At 57.8% G+C, this 21,742-nt stretch carries 13 protein-coding genes and 1 pseudogene; 9 read left to right on the top strand and 5 right to left on the bottom strand.

Annotation, left to right across the window (positions count from 1 at the left end; translation table 11 throughout):
* Positions 1 to 6: 6 nt before the first annotated feature.
* Complete coding sequence (locus JNO11_RS19010) at positions 7 to 1,014, top strand: glycosyl hydrolase family 8 (RefSeq protein WP_031590334.1); 1,008 nt, start codon at positions 7 to 9, stop codon at positions 1,012 to 1,014.
* 128 nt (positions 1,015 to 1,142) lie between these two features.
* Here the strand turns inward: JNO11_RS19010 and bcsG are convergent, their stop codons facing one another.
* Genes bcsG through bcsE form a run of 3 tightly spaced genes read right to left on the bottom strand, consistent with a single transcriptional unit; the run spans position 1,143 to position 4,527 of the window.
* Complete coding sequence (gene bcsG / locus JNO11_RS19005; RefSeq protein ID WP_031590333.1) at positions 1,143 to 2,804, bottom strand: cellulose biosynthesis protein BcsG; 1,662 nt, start codon at positions 2,802 to 2,804, stop codon at positions 1,143 to 1,145.
* Entirely contained in the window at positions 2,804 to 2,992 is a 189-nt protein-coding gene (bcsF, locus tag JNO11_RS19000) for a cellulose biosynthesis protein BcsF (RefSeq protein WP_010257418.1), read from the bottom strand. Before bcsF ends, bcsG begins: the two co-directional genes overlap by 1 nt.
* Positions 2,992 to 4,527, bottom strand: coding sequence for a cellulose biosynthesis protein BcsE (gene bcsE, locus JNO11_RS18995; RefSeq protein WP_325177595.1), 1,536 nt, complete (start codon positions 4,525 to 4,527; stop codon positions 2,992 to 2,994). Before bcsE ends, bcsF begins: the two co-directional genes overlap by 1 nt.
* Before the next feature lie 206 nt (positions 4,528 to 4,733).
* On the opposite strand from bcsE, the gene bcsR reads away from it, so the two are divergent.
* The 8 genes and pseudogenes from bcsR to JNO11_RS18955 all read left to right on the top strand — a co-directional run bounded on the left by bcsR (position 4,734) and on the right by JNO11_RS18955 (position 19,393).
* Entirely contained in the window at positions 4,734 to 4,931 is a 198-nt protein-coding gene (gene bcsR, locus JNO11_RS18990) for a cellulose biosynthesis protein BcsR (RefSeq protein ID WP_010257416.1), read from the top strand.
* Positions 4,931 to 5,662 (top strand): cellulose biosynthesis protein BcsQ, encoded by a 732-nt coding sequence (gene bcsQ, locus JNO11_RS18985; RefSeq protein WP_187508279.1) that lies wholly within the window; start codon positions 4,931 to 4,933, stop codon positions 5,660 to 5,662. The genes bcsR and bcsQ overlap by 1 nt, the downstream gene beginning before the upstream one ends.
* Positions 5,659 to 8,262 (top strand): UDP-forming cellulose synthase catalytic subunit, encoded by a 2,604-nt coding sequence (gene bcsA / locus JNO11_RS18980; RefSeq protein ID WP_325177594.1) that lies wholly within the window; start codon positions 5,659 to 5,661, stop codon positions 8,260 to 8,262. Before bcsQ ends, bcsA begins: the two co-directional genes overlap by 4 nt.
* A gap of 4 nt (positions 8,263 to 8,266) precedes the next feature.
* Entirely contained in the window at positions 8,267 to 10,555 is a 2,289-nt protein-coding gene (gene bcsB, locus JNO11_RS18975; protein WP_325177593.1) for a cellulose biosynthesis cyclic di-GMP-binding regulatory protein BcsB, read from the top strand.
* A pseudogene (gene bcsC, locus JNO11_RS18970) lies at positions 10,548 to 14,016 on the top strand (cellulose synthase complex outer membrane protein BcsC). Before bcsB ends, bcsC begins: the two are co-directional and overlap by 8 nt.
* Before the next feature lie 117 nt (positions 14,017 to 14,133).
* Positions 14,134 to 16,140 carry a biofilm formation regulator HmsP gene (hmsP, locus tag JNO11_RS18965; protein ID WP_325177592.1) on the top strand — a complete coding sequence of 669 codons (2,007 nt, stop codon included), beginning with the start codon at positions 14,134 to 14,136 and terminating at the stop codon, positions 16,138 to 16,140.
* 226 nt (positions 16,141 to 16,366) lie between these two features.
* Positions 16,367 to 17,656, top strand: coding sequence for a dicarboxylate/amino acid:cation symporter (locus JNO11_RS18960; RefSeq protein WP_010257403.1), 1,290 nt, complete (start codon positions 16,367 to 16,369; stop codon positions 17,654 to 17,656).
* A 246-nt stretch (positions 17,657 to 17,902) separates the two neighbouring features.
* On the top strand, positions 17,903 to 19,393 hold the full coding sequence (locus tag JNO11_RS18955; protein WP_010257399.1) for a pitrilysin family protein: 1,491 nt from the start codon (positions 17,903 to 17,905) through the stop codon (positions 19,391 to 19,393).
* A gap of 2 nt (positions 19,394 to 19,395) precedes the next feature.
* On the opposite strand, the gene JNO11_RS18950 is transcribed toward JNO11_RS18955, so the two are convergent.
* Positions 19,396 to 20,268 carry an alpha/beta hydrolase gene (locus JNO11_RS18950; RefSeq protein WP_010671660.1) on the bottom strand — a complete coding sequence of 291 codons (873 nt, stop codon included), beginning with the start codon at positions 20,266 to 20,268 and terminating at the stop codon, positions 19,396 to 19,398.
* A gap of 524 nt (positions 20,269 to 20,792) precedes the next feature.
* Positions 20,793 to 21,725 (bottom strand): sugar kinase, encoded by a 933-nt coding sequence (locus JNO11_RS18945; protein WP_325177591.1) that lies wholly within the window; start codon positions 21,723 to 21,725, stop codon positions 20,793 to 20,795.
* Positions 21,726 to 21,742: the final 17 nt, after the last annotated feature.

The following is a 21,742-nucleotide window of genomic DNA, read 5'->3' as shown; positions in this document are numbered from 1 at the left end:
TCGGAAATGAAACGTAATCCACTCTGGCGGGTCTGGCTCTGCTCTGTTTTACTGCTGGCCTGCAGCGCGCAGGCGAGTGCCAGCGGCTGGGAGACTTTTAAAAGTCGCTTTGTGACCTCAGAAGGGCGGATCACTGACACCGCCAATAACAACGTCAGTCATACCGAAGGCCAGGGTTATGGCATGTTGCTGGCGGTGGCCAACGACGATCGCGCCACCTTCGATCGGCTGTGGCAGTGGACGCGCAGCCAGCTGCGTAATCCGCAGACCGAGCTTTTTTACTGGCGCTACGTGCCGGGCAGTGACAACCCGGTCGCCGACAAGAATAACGCCGCGGATGGCGATGTGTTGCTGGCCTGGGCACTACAGCGTGCTGCACAGAAATGGCAGGTGGAGAGCTACCAGCAGGAATCTGACCGTATTCAGCGCGCCATTATCAGGCTGGATGTCACGAGCTTTGGCGGCCACACCGTGATGCTGCCGGGTGCGCAGGGCTTTAACAAAGTCAGTTATGTGGTGCTCAATCCCTCTTACTTCCTGTTTCAGGCATGGCGCGAGTTTGGTGAACACAGCCATCTTCAGGTCTGGGATAAGCTGATTAACGATGGCTTTGATCTGCTGGGTAAGCTGAGCTTTGGCAAAACCGGGCTGCCAATGGACTGGGTCGCACTGAATGCCGACGGTTCGGTTGCCCCGGCCGTCGGCTACTCGAACCGCTTCAGTTACGATGCGATTCGCGTGCCGCTGAACATCTGGTGGTATGACCCGCACAGTCTGGCACTGGTGCCGTTTCAGCGCGTCTGGCAGGGTTACAGCCGCATGCTGACACCCGCCTGGTTCGACGTGCTGGCGAATGCCCCAGCACCTTACCATCTTGAGGGCGGGCTGCTGGCGGTACGTGACCTGACGCTGAATGAAACCGGCTATCTGAGCGATAAGCTGGCTGCGGATCAGAACTACTTTTCTGCCAGTCTGCAGTTGCTGACCTGGCAGGCGTTTCAGGAGAAGCGCTAATAACTGGCAGAATGGCGGCACTGGCCGCTATTCTGCCATCGACAGCCACGCGCTCAACAGGGAGCAGGCGCCGCGCCTGACCCGCCTTTAACTGCCGGGTCACGGCTCTGCAACCCGGCGGTTACGCGTTACTGCGGATAGGCGACCCAGTCGCCGCCGTTCAGCCTGATCCAGGGTTTGCCCTGATACATTATCACCACTGCACCGTCATTTTCCGACACCACCGGCGTCTGCGGCAGCTTGTCAGTCAGCACCGACATATTCACATTCGGGGCATTAAATACCTGCCCATCTACGACGCGCGACACAATCTCTGACAAGGCCAGCAGGCTGGTCGGCGCATCAATGTTCAATGGCTGAGCCTGATGCGGCGCCTTCATTCCGACGAACTTAATGCCCACCGGTACGTGAGTAATATCCGGGCTGGGAATATCGCGCAGGCCGGACATCTGCATTTTGTCTCCCTGCAGCGCGGCACCGTGCTCGGGCACTACCAGTACCATGACGCGGCGGCCCGACTTCTCCAGCTGCGTCATAAAGGCATCAAGCTGATCGAATAGTAGTTGCGCGCGCGGTTTCCACGGTGCCGTTTTGGTGCTGCCGAGTTCACGGGTGCCGTCGTGCAGCGGGATCAGATTGTAGAAGGTGGCGCTGCGTGCATCGCTGCTTTTGCTGCGGTCGTCCAGCCAGCGCTGCATCAGTTGCGCATCGTTGAATACCGGCGAGCCGTCGAATGATGTCAGTTCTGGTGCGATACCCGCCTGTGACATCAGCGGTGCCTGAATATCGCCGCCCTCGCGCACCTCCTTCAGGTAGTTACCGAATACCCCAGTGTGATCCATCATCAACTGCTCTTTAAAGCCCAGCTTCGCCAGATTGTCGAACAGATAGCAACGCGGATCGGCAGGTTTATAGAGATCGCTATGCGAGGTCTGGCCACAACTGGCACGCAGCAGTCGGATACCCGCCGGTCCGCTGTAGCTGGTTGCGGCGTTGTAATTGCTCAGCATGATGTCGAAATGCTGCCACAGCGGATGGTTACGCAGCTGAGAAGCATCCATATCAGACCAGGCGAGCGAACAGATATTGATCACCAGGATGTCGAAAGGCTGCGAATCGGCAGGCAGATTGTCGGGAAAATGCGTCACGCGCTGGCGTTCACTTTCATGAAAGCGGTTCAGCCAGGCGGTGAGATTCGCGCTGGTCGGCGGCGCAGACTGCTCCAGTCCATCCGGCGTGGCGGCTGGCTGGCCGCCGCTGGGTGTCTGATTCAATACGACCTGTGGCGTGGCCGTCCGGGTCGGCAGCAGCGACATCGCCGGGCCAGCAATCGTCAGCACGTTAAGCCAGATCAGCATCAGTGAAACCAGCACTGTGATGCGAACCCATTGTGAAACAAACAGATAGAGAACCAGCAGCACAAAGGCGGCCCCCACCATTTGCCAGTTAATAAAGCGATCGGCCAGGTCGAGCAGATAGGCCGCAGAGAAGCCCGCCAGCTGATCGCCCTGGCTGAGTATGCTGCTGAGCCCTGGCAGCCAGGTGTCGTGCCAGAACAGCGCGATGCCAACCGGAATCGAGATCAACTGGCGGATGCGATGCAGGCGCGCCGAGGGTAACGGAAAAAGCAGCCAGGCGAGAAACACCAGATTGCTCAGGGCGTGAAAATTGAGATAGCCATACCACAGCAGGCCGAACTTCAGTAAAAAGTAGAAATTCCAGCCGCCCAGTCCGCGCCAGGAGGACCAGAAGCGGGAAGAGGAGGCCGCCGCGGGTTGATCAGTATTCATTAATTTTTTCTATCCGTTTCAGAGGATTGACGCTGCCAGTGACCTTCCGATTTAAGCGCGCGCGCTGGCAACAAACGATTCATGATGCCGTTCCAGCGACGGGGTAGCCATTTTTGATATAATGGCTTTAAAAACAGCAAGATAACCAGAATAAGTAGCGCAATTTGTACCCAGTCCATCAGATTCATCAGGCTTTGTTCTCCGGCAGTAAAGTGATGGGCTGCGGTGCAGAGCGTTCATGTGTTTCAGGCCGGCTCTCAACGGCGGCGCGGGCCGTCTCTGATACCGGAGCCAGATCCTGAATTGCCATCGGCGTCAGTTTCTTAATATTGCTGACTTCCGCGAGGATCTGATTATCTTCAAACCAGACCATCCGGTTAGCAAACAGCTCGTCGTGAGGCAGAGAAAAGATATATTTCAATGCCTTATCAAGGTCGTTATAGCGGCAGGAAGAGAGGAAAAGGATGACACGATCTTCCAGTACCGTGACCAGGTCGCCAAAGCGGCGCGGTTTACAGAGCGTCAGGATTTGCTGAGGCTTAAGCTGTGGCACAGGCCGCAACGCGACCAGCAGGCCCTTATCATTTTCCGGCAGCAGGGTATTGCTGATCAACTGGCCGACTGACTGACAGAAGGCATCGAGACGCAGGTAGCCTTTCTCATGCAGAGGCTGCAACGAAGCGGTTAACGCCTCAAGACTGGCGGGAACGCGACGGTTAAACACCTGTCCCTGAAGGCCCTCCAGCGTGGTCAGAAAGCGCGACAGTGTGGCGTTGGTCTGGACGATGGCGTTTACACCGCAGGCCAGCAGCAGACGTTCGTCGCTATAACGCAGGCTGGCACCCATCTCGCGCACCACAATTTTCAATCCGTTGCCGCGTGTACGACGCAGGCTGTGCACCATCTTCGCCAGTTCGTTGATATATTCGCTGCGGGTCAGGCTGAAAATCACCGTTGCGGCATTGGCCTGCTGCGCCCGCAACCAGACCTGCTCATTATCCTCGAACAGTTGCCACTGGCGTGAAAGCGGCGGCGCGCCCTCGAGCACGATGTTGTCCGCAAGATAATGCTGCTCATCGTTGAGGCTCAGTGGTTCCTGCTTTTCATTTAAGGTAAAAAATCGCTCATTTTCACAGCCCAGACGTATTGCCCGATCGGCAAGCAGGCGTTCCGCGGCATACCACCAGTTAATTCGATACTGCCAGCTATCCTGCTGAAAGCTCAAATGCGCAACGCCATCCAGCTGACGAAAATAACGCTGAAGATGATTACTCAGATTTATTATTGTGGTGCCGGAGGTCACGATTAAAAGGGTGAGCTTTCTTTTATGCAGCGTCTGACGCATGCCCTTTATCCAGCGGGATAATTCTGCGTCATCAAGCTTATCCCATTGCGCTGCGCTGCTATTAAATATCACCAACCCATTTTTACTGCCGAGCGTGCGCAGAAAATCACTTTCCAGCTGCAACAAACTGCCTTTGCTTTTGGAAAGAGAAAACAGCGGAATACGATCGGGTCCGCCAGGTGGGTCGGGCGTCAGCAAATCACGCGGCGGCTGGTCAGCGCTGATCAGCGTTACGGCCTGCTGATGTGAAATTACCTGTCGAATAAAAGTGCGGGCGTCATCCTGCCGCGCACAGGTCACCCAATAACAGCCAGGCGTTTGCAATGCCGTTAATTCAGGCTGAACATGCAACAGCCCCAGCGAAAAAGAATTTTTCATATTGAATTCGTTATTTTTCCAGTCCAGGCTAGCTTATTATAGACAGGCCGGGATGTAACCTGAGAAATTTAAACATTGCTAATCACAGGCCGGCTCACATTGTTCTGCAATTGCCGCGTTTCTGGAAATATTTTTCAACTTTCCTTTACGCGTACGCGCAGTCGGTCATCCTGAGTGTGACGTTGTTTTATTTTTGGCGAACAGTAATGAAAAACCACAATCTCTATAACCCTGTTGCCGCTGATGGCGATCGTCAGGATGATATTAGTGCGTTACGTGATGCGTTTTCTTTGCACTCTTTCCGCTATGTCGACATTGCGCGGGAAGAGCGTCTGAAAGCGATCGTGTCGCGCTGGCCGCTGTTAGCGGAAACCCTTGCCAGCCAGTCTGAGACCGATCGCTGATGCCGCAGATCGCGCTTCAGGGCGTACGGGGCGGCGTCGGCACGACTTCTCTTTGTGCCGGATTAGGCTGGGCGCTGGCGGCACTCGGCGAACGAGTATTGTTGATCGATGGCTCCCCGGTCAGCCAGCTCGGCGTGCATTTTAATCTGCCCGCTCAGCAGGATAATGGCTGGATGAAAGCACTGTGTGAGGGCGGTGACTGGCAGCACAGCGGGCTTCGCTATCCCGATGGTCCTGATTTGCTGCCTCACGGGGTGCTGTCCCATCAGCATGCTTTGACTATTGCCAGACAGAATGAGGCGATCGCCGCGCCGCTGCTCCAGGCATTACCGGACCTGCGGGCGCGCTATCAGTGGATTATTTTCGATCTGCCTGCCGATACCCTGCCCTGGCATGAAACGCTCTATCCGACGCTGGACAGCCTGTTGTGCGTCACTCAGCCAGACGCGAATTGCCATTTACGGCTTAGCCAGCGCCAGTTTCCGGCGCGCACCCGGTTTATTATCAATCAGTTTAATGCCAACAGTCGTCTGCAGCAGGATCTGCATCAGCTCTGGATGGCCTCGCTGAATCCGCTGATACCGCTGCTGATCCACCGGGATGAGGCGCTGGCAGAAGCGCTGATGATGAAGCAGCCGGTCGGTAAATACCGGCCACATGCGTTGGTCAGTGAAGAGATCATCACGCTGGCAAGCTGGCTGCTGCTCAATCTGAATGGAGTGAGCTCTTGAATCCGTTGTGCTGGCTGTTAACAGCGCCCGCCTGGCAATCGCTGCACAGGGGCTATACCACAGCGCGAGGCAATGGCGCGTCCCGCTTCGCCAGTGCGCTCCATCTGTTCTGGTCGGTGCTGGGCCTGATGCTGCTTCGCTTCGAAACGCCGGGCTGGCAGCGGATTATTCAGCAGCGCCGCCGGCTCTATCCGCACATTTCGCCGGAGCGGCCGCGACCGCTGGATATCCTGCGTTATCTGATCCAGACGCTGTGGCTTTTGGTGATCCTGCCGCAGAGCGATCGCGCTCGTGGCGGTTTGTGTGGCCTCGGTGCGCTGTCTGGCTGGCGCCACCATGGCTACCGCTGGCTGGACAAGGCCGTTGCCCACTCACAGACCCAGGGAATTGATGTGCGCATCGAACACTGGCTGAAGCGGCTGTCGCCGCTGGTGCGACGCAGCCTCTTCGCCGTCACTGCCCTGTTTGCCACGTTGCTGGCGCTGCTCTGTATCAGCCAGCCGTTTGGACTGATGACGCAGTTTATCTTTGTGGTACTGCTCTGGAGTCTGGCGATGCTGGTACGACGCATCCCGGGGCGTTTCCCGACCATGATGCTGATTGTGCTGTCGCTGACCGTATCGTGCCGCTACCTCTGGTGGCGCTATACCTCGACGCTGAACTGGGACGATCCGCTGAGTCTGGTGTTTGGTCTGCTGCTTATTGCGGCAGAGACCTACGCCTGGGTGGTGCTGGTGCTGGGCTATTTTCAGACGCTCTGGCCGCTTAACCGTCAGCCAGTGTCGATGCCTGTCGATCGGGATCAGTGGCCAGGCATCGATCTGCTGGTGCCAACCTACAACGAACCGCTCAGCGTGGTCAGACCCACCATCTACGCTGCCATGGGCATCGACTGGCCGAAAGACCGCCTGAATATCTATCTGCTCGACGACGGCGACCGGCCGGAATTCCGCGACTTTGCCGCCAGCGTGGGTATCAACTATGTCGTCCGTCCCACCCATGAGCACGCCAAGGCCGGCAATATTAATCACGCGCTGAAAAAGTACTGCCGCAGCGAATTTGTGGTGATTTTCGACTGTGACCATGTGCCGACGCGCGCCTTTTTGCAGATGACCATGGGCTGGTTTATTAAAGATCCCCGGCTGGCGATGATGCAGACGCCGCATCACTTCTTCTCGCCTGATCCGTTTGAGCGCAATCTCGGGCGGTTTCGTCGTACGCCCAATGAGGGTTCGCTCTTTTATGGGCTGGTGCAGGACGGTAATGATACCTGGGATGCCACCTTTTTCTGCGGCTCCTGCGCCGTGCTGCGCCGCAGCGCGCTGGATGAAATTGGCGGTATTGCGGTGGAAACCGTTACCGAAGATGCCCATACCTCGCTGCGGCTGCACCGGCGCGGCTACACCTCGGCCTACATCCGCATTCCTCAGGCGGCCGGACTGGCGACCGAAAGTCTGTCAGCGCATATCGGACAGCGCATCCGCTGGGCACGCGGTATGGTGCAGATCTTCCGCCTTGATAATCCGCTGTTTGGTAAGGGGCTGAAGTGGGTACAGCGGCTCTGTTATGCCAACGCCATGCTGCACTTTCTCTCTGGCATTCCGCGGCTGGTCTTCCTGCTGGCGCCGCTGGCGTTTCTGCTCTGTCATGCCTACATCATCTACGCGCCTGCGCTGGCGATCGCCATTTATGTTTTGCCCCATATGCTGCATACCAGCCTCACCAACTCGCGTATTCAGGGACGCTGGCGACACTCTTTCTGGAGCGAGGTCTACGAGACGGTGCTGGCCTGGTATATCGCCCGGCCTACCACTGTGGCGCTGTTCAATCCTCATAAAGGGAAGTTTAACGTCACCGCAAAAGGCGGGCTGGTGGAGGAGGAGCATCTGGACTGGGTGATAACCAAGCCCTATATGCTGCTGGTGCTGCTCAACCTCGCAGGGGTTTTGATGGCGTTCTGGCGCATGCAGCACGGTCCGGCCAATGAGGTACTGACGGTATGGGTGAGCCTGATTTGGGTGCTCTACAACATGATTATTCTTGGCGGTGCGGTAGCGGTTTCGGTTGAAGCACGGCAGATCCGTGAGGCGCACCGGGTGGAGATCGCCATGCCGGCCGCCATTGCACGCGAAGATGGTCATATGCTGCCCTGTACGCTGCGTGACTACTCTGACGGCGGCGTCGGGCTGGAGATGCGCGAGCCGGATGCGCTGCGGGAGAATGAAAAAGTGTGGCTGCTGCTGCGTCGTGGACAGCAGGAGTTCAGCTTCCCGTGCCAGGTGCAGCGTGTCTTTGGCCACCGGGCTGGCGTGCGTCTCCATCAACTGACCACTCAGCAGCATATTGAATTTATCCAGTGTACCTTCGCCCGCGCCGATACCTGGGCGCTGTGGCAGGACGGTTTTCCGGAAGATAAACCGGTCCAGAGCCTCGCCGATATCATGATCCTCGGTTTCAAAGGTTACCTGCGCCTGGCGGAATATGGCCCGCCGCAGTTACGTCGGCTGTTTAACCTGCTTACCGTTGGGGTGAGCTGGCTGGCTTCGCTGTTGCCGCAAGGCATCGGACGTGTGCCAGCTTCAAAAAACGCATTGAGTTGATGATATGACGATACCGAGAGTAAACAGGTGGTTTGCCGCTCTGCTTCTGGGCAGTGCAACGTTAAGCTGTGCCGCCGCGCAGGAGGACGCGCCCGCAAACATCAATGGTGTAACACCTGTGCAATTTTTACCGCAGGATAACGGCGCACCGCTGCGGAACAGCCAGCTGAGCTTTGCCCAGCTGGCACCGCCGCCTGGCAGCATGACGCTGCGTGGCACCCGCACTACCGGACAGATTGAGTTCGGTGTGCGCAGCGATGAGGTGGTGACGCGCGCGTTGCTGAACCTCAGCTTTCGGCCTTCGCCCGCACTGCTGCCGACGCTGTCGCAGCTGAAGATTTATCTCAATGATGAGCTGGTCGGTCTGATCACTCTGACGCCGGAACAGCTGGGTAAAGAGATCCAGACGCAGCTGTCGATCGATCCGCGTTACATTGCCGACTTTAACCGCGTGCGTTTCGAGCTGGTGGGCCACTACGCCAACGTCTGTGAAAATCCTGCCAATAGCGCAATCTGGCTGGATATCGGCAAACAGAGCGGCATCGATCTGACGCTGCAAAAACTGCCGCTGAAAAATGACCTCTCCCACTTCCCGGAACCCTTTTTTGATTCGCGGGATACGCGACCGCTGACCCTGCCGATGGTGTTCAGCGCCCAGCCGGATGTCACGCAGCAGCGGGCTGCCGCCATTCTTGCTTCCTGGTTTGGCAGCAAAACGGGCTGGCGCGGGCAGCGTTTCCCGGTGCTGTATAACCAGCTGCCGCAACAGCAGCATGCGGTGGTGTTTGCCACCAACGAAGCGCGCCCGGATTTCCTGAAAGATCTGCCGCCGGTGACAAAACCCACAGTAGAGATTGTCAGCCAGCCCGATAATCCGTATGAAAAAATGCTGCTGATTCTGGGACGCAACAATGAGGACCTGCTGACGGCGGTTCAGGGTATCGCCCAGGGTGAGCTGCTGCTGCGCGGCGATACCTCAACCATCGACAGCGTTAAGCTGCTCTCCCCGCGCCAGGCTTATGACGCCCCTAACTGGGTGCGGACCGATCGCCGCACCACTTTCGCCGAACTGACGCAATATGAGAATCAGTTGCAGTCTGATGGGGTGCAGCCTAATCCCGTCAGCCTGACCCTCAATCTGCCGCCCGATCTCTTCCTGGTTCGCGCGCGCGGTATCGACATGGATCTGAGCTATCGCTATACCGCGCCTTTCCAGTCGGATGGCTCACGGCTGGCGGTCAACCTGAATAATCAGTTCATTCAGGATTATCCGCTGCCGCCTAAAAATACGACGGGTCAGCAGCTGCTGCATATTCCACTGATTCAGGGAATGCTGGACAAGAGCCATGAGCTGCTGATTCCGGCGCTGCGCCTCGGGGTGGTGAATCAGCTGCGCTTCGATTTTGATTACGCCAACATCACCATCAGCGGCAACGCGGATGGACGCTGCGAAACTGTAACGCCGATAACGCATCATGTGGTGGTGGACGACAATTCCAGCATCGATTTTTCCGGCTATCGCCACTACATCGAAATGCCGTCGCTGCGCGCCTGGGCGAATGCGGGCTTTCCGTTCAGCCGCTACGCCGATCTGGCGCAAACCCTGGTACTGATGCCGCCAAAACCCGATGCAGAGCAGGTCAGCACGCTGCTGAACACGTTGGGCAATATGGGTGCGCAAACCGGCTATCCGGCGCTGCGCGTTCAGTTGACCGATGACTGGGCCACGGCGAAGAAGCAGGATGTGGATCTGCTGATGATCGGTGTCATCCCCAAAGATCTTCAGGATGACCAGCGGATCCCGGCGCTGGTCGACGCCACCGCCAGCTGGCTGAAAGAGCCTGTGCGACAAATCACTCCGGAAGTGAACCCGCAAAGTCAGCGCGAGCAGGCGGCAGAAAGCACGACGACTATCAGCTCCCGCGGCCCGCTGGCAACGGTGATTGGCTTCCAGTCACCTTTTTACGATCAGCGCAGCGTTGTCGCGTTGCTCGCCGATGGCACGCCGCGCAGCTGGCAGTTGCTCAACGAGGCGATGGGTGACAGCGGCAAGCGTGGCACGATGTCTGGCTCCACCGTGGTGATCCGCGAGTCAGGGGTTAACAGTCTGCGCGTGGGAGAGAGCTACTACGTTGGTCATCTGCCGTGGTGGGAGCGTCTCTGGTCGCTACTCTCCGTCCATCCCTTCTGGCTGGCACTCTGCGCACTCTTTGTAGTGGTGCTGTTTGCGCTGATGACCTGGCGTCTGATGCGAATTATTACCCGTCGTCGTTTACTGGATGAAGATGAATAACGCACAGGTGCTGCGGGCAGGCATGCTGCTCGGCGCACTGAGTGCGCTGCCGGGGCTGGCTGCACCGGTCGACGGATCGGAGGTGTCGCCGGTTGAATGGTTGCTGTCACAGGTACGCACCGGCGAGTCGACCAACAAATATGATCTGGTGCAGCAATCGCTCTACCGGCTTGAGAAGATCGATCCCGATAATCCGCAGGTGCTGGCGGCTCGCCTGCGGCTGGCGCTGCGTCAGGGCGATATCCCTAAAGCGCAGATGCTGCTGGAGCAGCTGAAAAAAGGTTGCGCCCGACTCCGCCGCGACGCGTGAATCCGCCGTCGGCCTGACGCTGATGTCGTCGGATGGGCGTCAGCAGTTGCAGCAGGCGCGCCTGCTCGCCACCTCGGGGCGCCTGTCGGAGGCGAAAAGTGCTTACGATGCGCTGTTCGGAGGGGTTTTTCCGGATGCGAACACGGCGCTGGAATACTGGCGGCTGCTGGCACGCACTCCCGGTCAGGAGAGCGTCGCTTACCAGCAGCTGCAGGCGCTGGAGCAGCGCTACCCGGGCAATATCGGGATTGAACTGCAAATTGCACGCATGGCATTTGATCAACAGCAGCCGGAGCAGGCGATAGCGCAGTTGAAAAAGCTGGCAAACAGCAACGGCGGACGCGCCGCCGCCGCCGATCTCTGGCTGCAGCAGATCAACGATCAGCCGGTCAGCGACAGCAGCGTGGCGCAGTTAAAGGATTATCTGGCTGTTTTTACCGACGGCGACGCGCACCAGCAGGGCGCGGAAGTGCTGGCGAAGCAGCAGGCGCAGCTCGCCGATCCCGCCTATCGCGAGCGGATGCGTGGCCTGGCGCTGGTCGAGGCGGGCGATGTGAATAATGCGATGGCAGCGCTTAGCCGGGCACTGAAGGATAACCCCAACGACGCCGAATTGATGGGTGCAATGGGGCAGACTCAGGCACGCGCCGGCCATCGTGACGCGGCGGTGCTCTGGCTGGAACGCGCCGTTGAGGCGGGCAAGCAGAGCACGCTGATCGGCAAATGGCAGTCACTGCTGCAGACTAACCGTTACTGGCTGGCGGTCGAACAGGGCGACAAGGCGCTGGCGCAGCATGACGTTGAGGGAGCCGAACGCGCCTACCGCGCCGCACAGAAAATTGATAGCACCGACAGCTATGCCCTGATTGGCCTGGGCGATGTGGCGATGGCGCGCAAAGATGCGGCAGGTGCCGAACTGTTCTGGCAGCATGCGCTGCGGCTGGACGCGACCAACACCACCACCGTACGTCGCCTGGCCGGGCTTTATCAGGCCGAGTCGCCTGCCCGCGTCATGCAGTTTATCAGTACGCTACCCGCCGGGCAGCAGCGCGAGATGGCGGGAACGTTGCGCGCGCTGCGCAGTGACAGCCTGCGCGCCGAGGCCGATGCGCTCGCCCGGCAGAATAAATGGCCGCAGGCGGCAGAGAAGTATCGGGCGGCGCTGGCGCTGCAGCCGGATGACGTCTGGCTCAGTTATCGGCTGGCGAGCGCGCTACGCGACGGTGGGGCCATCCAACAGGCGGATGCGCAGATCGCGACGCTGCAACAGCAGCATCCCGGAGATGCGACCGCGCTCTACGCCGCCGCGCTCTACCTTTCCAGCCGGGATAATGATGACGCCGCACTGGCAACGCTGCATCGCCTGCCTGAAACGCAGTGGAACAGCAATATGCATGAGCTGGCTGACCGGCTCGGGCAGGATAAAATTTTTGCCAGCGCCGAAGCGCTTCGTGCGGCAGGGCAGGAGCGGGCAGCGGTGACGCTGCTTTACCAGCAGCCGGTTTCCAGCCGACGCGACCTGACGCTGGCCGACTGGGCGCTGGCTCGCGGGGACGCGCAGCAGGCACTGGAGATCTATCAGCAGGTGCTGTCAGGTGAAGCTGACAACAGCGACGCAGCGCTGGGACGAATCGAAGCGCTGGTTGCCCTCCAGCGCAACAGCGAAGCACGACAGGCACTTGAGCAGCAGCCAGCCCAGCCCAACACTCTTAATGCCGATCGCCGCGCCGCGCTGGCATGGCAGGCGGTGGGCGAAACCACGCAGGCTGCCGTGCGCTTTGCCAGCCTGAAGCAGCGCGCTGCGTCACTGCCGCCTTCGCAGGATAAGGCACTGGTGTTTCGTGATGCGGCACGGCTGGAGCGCGCACAGCAGCAGCCAGAGATCGCGCTGGCGGATTATCGTCAGGCGATGACGGCCAGCGGTATCGGCAGCGGCGAAAGTATCAGCCGCGCGACACGTTCTCAGGAACAGGATGACTGGCTGAAGCGCAGTATTCGCAGCGACACCGCAGATCTCTATCGTCAGCGTGAGACCACGCTGACGGTGCAGCAGGACTATTCACGTAATAAGGGTACGGCTGGGGTCTCCGACTTTACTGCCCATACCACCATGCTGCAGGCGGAAAGTCCGTTTGCCGACGGACGCGGCTTTTTCCGTCTCGACCAGGTGGACGTCTCGGCAGGAAGTTTTACCACCCGCAACGGCAGCTTCGACGAGCAGTTTGGTAGCTGCGACGACGCCAGTTCCGGCGGATGCAGCCGCGATGCCAGTCAGCGCGCCGAGGGCACTGCGCTGGGCGTCGGCTGGCATAATGACCGCTGGTCAGCGGATCTGGGTACCACGCCGCTGGGCTTTGAGGTGACCAACTGGACCGGCGGCCTGAGCTGGAAAACTGACGTCAGGGATCTTGGCGTGACGCTGACCGCCTCGCGACGGCCGATCGCCAGTTCGCTGCTTTCCTACGCGGGCGCGCGCGATCCATCAGCCAACGGTGGAAAAAGCTGGGGCGGCGTAGTGGCAACGGGTGGCAGCATCGGGCTGAGTTACGATCAGGGCGGCGCACACGGTGTCTGGGGCGACATCAGCGCGCATCAGATCACCGGTAAAAACGTTGCGGATAACAGTCGCGAGCGCTTAATGGCCGGCTACTACTACAAGCTCATTAATAGCGATAATCGCCGTGCCACCGTCGGGCTGAACAGCATGCTCTGGCACTATCAGAAGGATCTCAGCGATTACACCTTCGGTCAGGGTGGCTACTACAGTCCGCAGCAGTATCTCTCCTTTTCCGTGCCGGTCACCTGGCGACAGCGGACAGAAAACTGGTCGTTCGACCTGGGCGGCTCGGTTTCCTGGTCACATTCGAAAACCGATGCGCAGCAGCGCTATCCGGTCAATCCCGGCTTTACCCTGGCCAGCAATCCCGTTTCCGCCAGCAGCACCGGTAGCGGCACGGGGTATACGCTGCAGGGCGTGGTTGAACGTCGTATCACGCCCGACTGGTTTATCGGGGTGGGCGTCGATATTCAACAGGCGAAAGACTATACCCCAAGTCACGGGCTTATCTACGTGCGTTACTCTGCCGCAGGCTGGGAAGGGGATCTGGATATGCCGCCACAGCCGCTGACCCCTTACGCAGATTTCAAATAATCCCGGCCGGGAAAAAGCCGGACTTTTCAGACGGTAAAAAAAGTCAGTTTATGGGATATACTGGCGGGCATTGTACTGTCTGCTATCTGGGCTTTTTTCATCGTCAGGAGAATATTTTTGCGCGTAAGCCGGTCACTTACGATAAAGCAGATGGCGACAGTTTCGCTGGTTGCGGTTATCACCATCAGCATCTTTATCGTCATCCAACTGTTTCATTTTGTGCAGCAGCGCAGGATTGACTACGCCCAGCAGATGGAGAATATCGCACACACCGTCCGCCAGCCGCTGTCGGAAGCGGTACTGCGCGCCGATATTTCTCAGGCCGAACGCATTCTCCATTCACTGAAACCTGCCGGTATTTTATCGCGCGCCGATGTGGTGCTGCCGAATGCGTTTCAGGCTCTGCATGCCGACTTCGAAACGGAGAAACCGGTGCCGCGTCTGGTGGCGCGACTGTTTGAGCTGCCGGTGCAGATTACCCTGCCGCTCTACTCAGTGGAAAATACCGGGATGCCGAAACCGCTGGCCTATCTGGTGCTGCAGGCTAACTCGACGCGCGTCTACCAGTTTATTCTCAGCACGCTCTCGACCATGATTATTACCTATCTGCTGCTGGCACTGATCCTGTCAGTGGCGATCAGCTGGTGTATCAACCGGCTGGTGGTGCATCCGCTGCGCAATCTCTCGCGGGAGCTGCAGGAGCTGCCGCCGCAGTCGATTCTGACGCATAAGCTGTCACTGCCGCAGAGCCACCGCGATGATGAAATCGGCATGCTGATCCGCAGCTACAACCGCAATCAGCAGGTGCTGGAGTCGATACATGATGAGATGAGCCGGCTGACCACCCATTTTCCCGTGACCGATCTGCCCAACCGTACCCTGTTTCTGGCGCTGGTCGAGCAGTTCATGAGCAGCCCGGAACAGCCGCTGGGGCTGATGGTGATCCGCATTGAAACCCTGCAGGAAGCCAACGGCGTATTGAGCGATGAGCAGCGCGATACGCTGATGCTGACGCTGGTGGAGAAGATCCGTAATACGCTGGATGACCATACTCTGCTGGCGCAGACCGGGACCAGCGACTTTGTTCTGTTAATGAAGCGTGCCAGCAATCCGTTCCGCGCCCTGCGTCTGGCCCGTAACCTGATGATTCGCCTTAATCAGCCGGTCAACCTTTATCAGCTGCAGCTGCGTCCTAACGTCAGCATTGGTCTGGCGCTGCGCGATGATCAGCCGCTGAGCGCCAGTGATCTGCTTGGCCGCGCGACCTCAGCGATGATGTCGGCCCGTCATCAGGGCAAAAATCAGATCCTGTTCTTTGACGCCGCGTTAACCGAGCGCGCGCAAAAACGTCTGACCCAGGAGCATGACATTCTGCAGGGGCTGCACAATGAGCAGTTCGCCCTCTATCTGCAACCTCAGGTCGATATGCGCACCGGCACGTTAGTCGGCGCGGAAGCGCTGCTGCGTATGCGCCAGCCAGACGGCAGCTACGGTCTGACCGAAGAGTTTATTGCCAGTGCCGAAGAGATTGGCGTGATTAGCGCGATTGGCCGCTGGGTGTTTGAAGAGGCGTGCCGCATTCTGGCAGGCTGGCAGCGACAGGGCATTATGTTGCCGCTGAGTGTGAATATTTCCGCTGTGCAACTGCGTGACACGGGCATGGTCTCTCATCTGCAATCCCTGCTGACGCGCCACCGCATCGCACCTGGCACCTTCGTGCTGGAAGTGACAGAAACGGCTCAGCTTGATGATGCTGAACAGGCGATATCGATGCTGCGGATGTTGCAGCAGACTGGCGTGGCCGTGGCTCTGGACGATTTCGGCATGGGCTACTCCAACCTTAACTACCTCCATCAGCTGAAAGCGTTGCCGGTTAACAAGCTGAAGATGGATCGCAGCTTCGTGGCGGCGCTGCCGCATGACGACACCATGGTCTGCATCGTGGCGGCCATCGCCGAGATTATCCATCTGGAGGTGATTGCCGAAGGCGTGGAGACAGCGGAACAACGTGACTGGCTGCTGGCGCGCGGCATCTCTATCGGACAGGGCTATCTGTATGCTGAAGCGCTGCCTCTGACCCGATTCAATCAGGCATGGATCGAAAACTCCTCACTACCGCAATAATTGCCTGATTCATTGATTTTGCGAGAATTTTAGTTACAAAACCCCCCTGCTGAAGCGTTTCAGTTCAGAATTACGATCCCCGGGTTTCCTGGGCGTTTGTCACCCTGTATTAATCACGTAAACAGAGTGTTATTTTCGGGTTACTGTCAGGCGCCACCTCTGTTGCCCGCCAGTCACAATAACGAATCCGACAACATCACCTCACGGCGTTAGTGGACACCTGTTTATGAAAACCTCACTTTTTAAAAGCCTTTATTTCCAGGTGCTGATGGCGATTGGCATCGGCGTTTTGTTAGGCCATTTTTACCCGGAGTTAGGGACCCAGATGAAGCCGCTGGGAGATGGCTTTGTTAAGTTAATCAAGATGATTATCGCCCCGGTGATTTTCTGTACCGTGGTGACTGGCATCGCTGGCATGGAAAGCATGAAAGCGGTAGGACGGACCGGCGCGGTTGCACTGCTCTATTTTGAAATTGTCAGCACCATCGCGCTGATTATCGGCCTGATCGTGGTTAACGTGGTGCAGCCAGGTGCCGGGATGAACGTTGATCCTGCCACGCTGGATGCCAAAGCCGTGGCGATTTACGCGCAGCAGGCAGAACAGCAGGGCATCGTCGCTTTCCTGCTGGATGTCATCCCCAACAGCGTGATTGGCGCCTTTGCCAGCGGCAATATTCTGCAGGTGCTGCTGTTTGCCATTCTGTTTGGTTTTGCCCTGCATCGTCTGGGTAACACTGGCACGCTGATTTTCAACGTGATTGAAAGCTTCTCAAAAGTGATTTTCGGCATCATCAACATGATCATGCGTCTGGCACCGATAGGGGCATTTGGCGCGATGGCGTTCACTATCGGCAAGTATGGCGTGGGCTCACTGGTGCAGCTCGGCCAGCTGATTATCTGCTTCTACATCACCTGTATTCTGTTTGTGGTGATCGTGCTGGGGCTGATTGCACGCCTGTTCGCCGGATTCAGCATCTTTAAGTTCATCGCCTATATCAAAGAAGAGCTGCTGATTGTGCTGGGCACTTCCTCTTCCGAGTCTGCGCTGCCGCGCATGCTGGATAAGATGGAGAAGCTGGGCTGTAAGAAATCGGTGGTAGGGCTGGTGATCCCCACCGGTTACTCCTTTAACCTGGACGGCACCTCGATTTACCTGACCATGGCGGCAGTATTTATCGCTCAGGCGACCAATGCGCACATGGACATTTTCCATCAGATTACGCTGCTGGTGGTGCTGCTGCTCTCCTCCAAAGGCGCGGCGGGGGTAACCGGGAGCGGATTTATCGTGCTGGCGGCGACGCTCTCTGCGGTGGGACATCTGCCGGTGGCGGGTCTGGCGCTGATTCTTGGTATCGACCGCTTTATGTCCGAAGCCCGTGCGCTGACCAACCTGATCGGTAACGGTGTGGCGACTGTGGTGGTGGCGAAGTGGGTCGATCAGCTGGATCATAAACAGCTGACCGACACGCTGGCAGGCCGGAATAAGGAGAATAAAGCGTCTGAATCTTCAATTTAATCATTGAATTTCACTTAAATCCCCACAAATGCCCGCTGTCGCTTGCCCTGACAGCGGGCATTTGCATAATAAACCCCACTTGTTTTTTTTGACGTTTTTCACTTCGTTACGCGACATCCTGAGCTTCCTGTGGTCAAACACTTTGTTGTTGGATAACAGCGCGATTCGGCGCCAGCCGATTCGTTAATAACAGCGGCAATATGCGCCAGTGATAACGATATTTGAATTATTTGAGTAGGGGTTCACATGCAGGGCACCAGAATTCGGCTTTTGGTTGGTGGATTAGTGCTGGCAAGCAGCTTTGGTCTCCAGGCAGAAACGCTGCAACCGGATCCGGCCTGGCAGGAAGGCAAGCTGGATAATGGATTTAACTGGCAGTTACTGGCCACACCGCAACGCCCCAGTGACCGTATTGAACTGCGGCTGGTGGTGAATACCGGCTCGCTGGTAGAGAGTGCGCAACAGGCCGGCTTCAGTCATCTGCTGCCGCGTCTGGCGATGGTGCACAACACCGCGCTTGATAACCATCAGCAGCGCGCGCTATGGCAACAGGCGATGGATCCTCAGCATCCGCTGCCACCTGTGATCACCTCCTATGACTCCACCCAATATAATCTGAGCCTGCCGAATAACCGCCCCGAGTTGCTGAAAGAAGCGCTGAACTGGCTGGCGGCCACGGCGGGCAATATGGCGATCACCGAACAGGTGGTTAATACCGCGCTGGCGGCATCGGATCCGGTGGCGACCTGGCCGAAAGATACCCAGGATGTCTGGTGGCGCTACCGCCTGAAAGGCTCCGCGCTGCTGGCGCATGACCCCGCAGCGCAACCACGCGCGCCGGTTGATTTAACCCAGCTCAATGATTTTTATCATCAGTGGTACACCCCGGATGCGATGACGCTCTACGTGGTGGGGAATGTCGACAGCCGCAACCTCTCTGAGCAGATCAATAAAACCTTCTCGGCGTTAACCGGCAAACGTGAAACGCCTGCGCCACTGCCCACCCTGTCGCCGCTGCCGCACGAGCCGGTAAATCTGGTCAGCAGCAACATGACGCAGGATCGCCTCTCGCTGGTATGGGATACGCCGTGGCAACCGATTCGTGACTCCCAGAATCTGCAGCGTTACTGGCAGGGCGATCTGGCGCGTGAAGCGCTGTTCTGGCATGTCCAGCGTGCGCTCAGTGACAGCAAGGCACAGGGCATCCAGGTGGGATTTGATTGCCGTGTGCTTTATCAGCGTGCGCAGTGCTCCATCAACCTGGATGGACGCAACGAAAATCTGGCGCAGAATATGAATCTGGTGGCGCGTGAGCTGGCAAACGTGCGTGACAAAGGCTTGCCGCAGGAGGAGTTTGATGCGCTGATGGCGCAGAAGCTGCTGGAGCTGAACAAGCTGTTTACCACCTATGCCCGCACCGATACGGATGTGCTGATGAGCCAGCGCCTGCGCTCCCAGCAGAACGCCGTAGTTGATATCGCACCTGAGCAGTATCAGAAGCTGCGTCAGACTTTCCTGGCCGGCCTGACCCGCGAACAGTTAAACCAGGAGCTGCGTCAGCAGCTGACGCAGGAACTGATGATGGTACTGATTCAGCCGGAAGGCGAAGCGGAAACCAACGTGAAGAGCCTGCAAAACAACTGGGACAAAGTGATGGCACCGCCAGCGGCACCGGCGACCAGCAATGAAGCCAGTCCGCCGGATAGCAACGTCAAAGACGTTCCGCCAGCCGCATAAAGTCAGGTTTTTGCCCTGAGCCACTCGGTCACTAACATCGGCCAGCTGGCGAGGGGCAAATCTGCCACGCCGCGGATCCCAAATCCGTGCCCGCCTTTCTGATAGAAATGCACCTCTGCCGGGACCTTATGCTCACGCAGTGCGCCAAAAAACGCCATGCTGTGATTCACTGATACATCATCATCGTCGGCTGCGTGGATCAACAGCGTTGGCGGCACCAGCGGATGAACCCGGGTTTCCATTGAATAAGCGTCAATGGTTTTCTGATCGGGCCAGGCACCCAGCAGGCGGGTTCTGGCTCCTTCATGGGCGATGCCGTCCCGCATGCTGATTACCGGATAGACCAGGACCATCGCATCCGGACGCGGCGAGAAGTTTTCTGCGCCATCCTGCACCGGATAGAGTTTCTCTGCGAAACGCGTACCCAGACTGGCAGCCACGTGACCACCCGCCGAAAAGCCCATCATGACGATATATTTACCATTCAGGCCGCGCTGCGCCCGTTCACGCAGGACGCGTACCGCGCGCTGAGCATCGGCCAGCGGCGCGTCGGGGCCTTCGTGATGTCCATCATAGGGCAGACGATAGGTCATCACCGCCAGGGTGTAACCCATTGAGGTAAAGAATGTCGCCAGGGCGCTGCCTTCACGATCGATCATCACGCGCTGATAGCCACCGCCCGGTGCGACCAGCAGGGTAATCCCGTTTGATTCGACCGGATGCCAGATCGCCATCTCCGGGCAACGTACGCCGGTAGCGGCCCGATCGTAAGGCTCATACTCTTTTGCCATGTCGACAATCTGCGGCTGTGCGCGCGAATCGCTGGCGCCTGGCGCATCACCGTGTGGCCAGATATTAATAATTTCTGTGTGCATAAATAGATCCTGATGCGGGGAATATTTTAATTGTTTTGTTCGCGGCCGGAGAGAACAGCGTCCTGCTGTCTTTTGATTAAAAGATGGTCTTTTTTCAGGCAGTCGTCCATCCGAAAAGGGGGGGATCTGACCAGATTCGGACTATGCCTGGTGGTGGATCTGTTTGTTTAACTTATTAATTTTAATCAATAAATTATAAGATAGATTGAAGGGGGCGACCGCAGGGGATCTGTTATTAACCACAATTTTTCCGCTTAAGGTAAATAGCTGGCACGGCCCGCTTTATTAGCCGCAATTTACCGGATATCACGCTGTGCGTTCTTAAGGCGACATAATGATTTTAGCGTCAGGATCACACCGCAACGCTGCAGGGGCTAACGTGCCAGTCTCATCTGGGAACGGATAGCATCGGTTACAGTCACGCAGCCAGACGTTACCAGCAGCCTAAAAAAATGCGCCCGAGGGCGCATTTTCTGGCATCGGCACGATCAGTGCCTGTATCAACGACGCTGGCTGCCGCTCTGTCAGTCAGGCATCGCCTCTGCCGGAATAATCGCGCCGCGATGCTGAATCACGGTGCTGGCAGTCAGGTGTCCGCGCTGCGCGGCGACCTCTGCAGAGGCGCCGGTCAGACGGCGAGCCAGATAACCGGCACTGAACGAATCACCGGCTGCGGTGGTATCGATCACTTTCTCTTTCGCCAGACGTACCGCAGGTACATCAATCAGCGGTGCGTCGCCGGTGACCACCAGGCAGGAGTCTGCACCGCGCTTAATCACGATTTCGCTGGCACCCGCCTGACGGGTACGCGCGATAACGTCATCCAGCGGCTCTTCGCCCCAGAGCAGATGTTCATCGTCCAGTGTCAGGAAGGCGATATCGGTGCAGTTGAGCATGGCGCGATAAGCGGCCTGTGTGCTGGCCCGATCGGCCCATAAACGCGGGCGGTAGTTGTTATCAAAAATCACTTTGCCGCCATTAGCCCGGCAGCGCGCCAGCAGCACCATCAGCTTTTCACGACTGGCAGGCGTCAGAATCGCCAGGCTGATGCCGCTGAGGTAGAGATAATCGTAGTGCGACAGCTGTTCAGCTATCTCTGCTGATTGCGGACTGTCGAGCCAGTAACGCGCGGCGGCATCACTGCGCCAGTACCAGAAGGTGCGCTCACCGTCGGCATCGGTTTCAATGAAATACAGGCCCGGCATTTTATTATCGAGCCGCTGAATCAGGTCGGTATTGACCTTCTCCTGCTGCCAGGCCGCGATCATTTGATCGCTGAACGAATCCGTACCCAGCGCAGTGACATAATCGACCCGTAACTGCTGCTCATCAACCTGGCGGGCGAGATAAACGGCCGTATTGAGCGTATCGCCGCCAAAGCCACGTTTAATGTTCTCACCCTTTTCGGACAGCTCAATCATGCATTCGCCGATGATGGCGATTTTTTTCTGCGTCATGGTTTCAGACCTGTAGT

The organism is Pantoea sp. 1B4 (assembly GCF_016925765.1).
Lineage (GTDB): Bacteria > Pseudomonadota > Gammaproteobacteria > Enterobacterales > Enterobacteriaceae > Pantoea > Pantoea agglomerans.
Note: the sequence above shows the minus strand (reverse complement) of the source record. Positions and strands in the feature narration are given on the sequence as shown.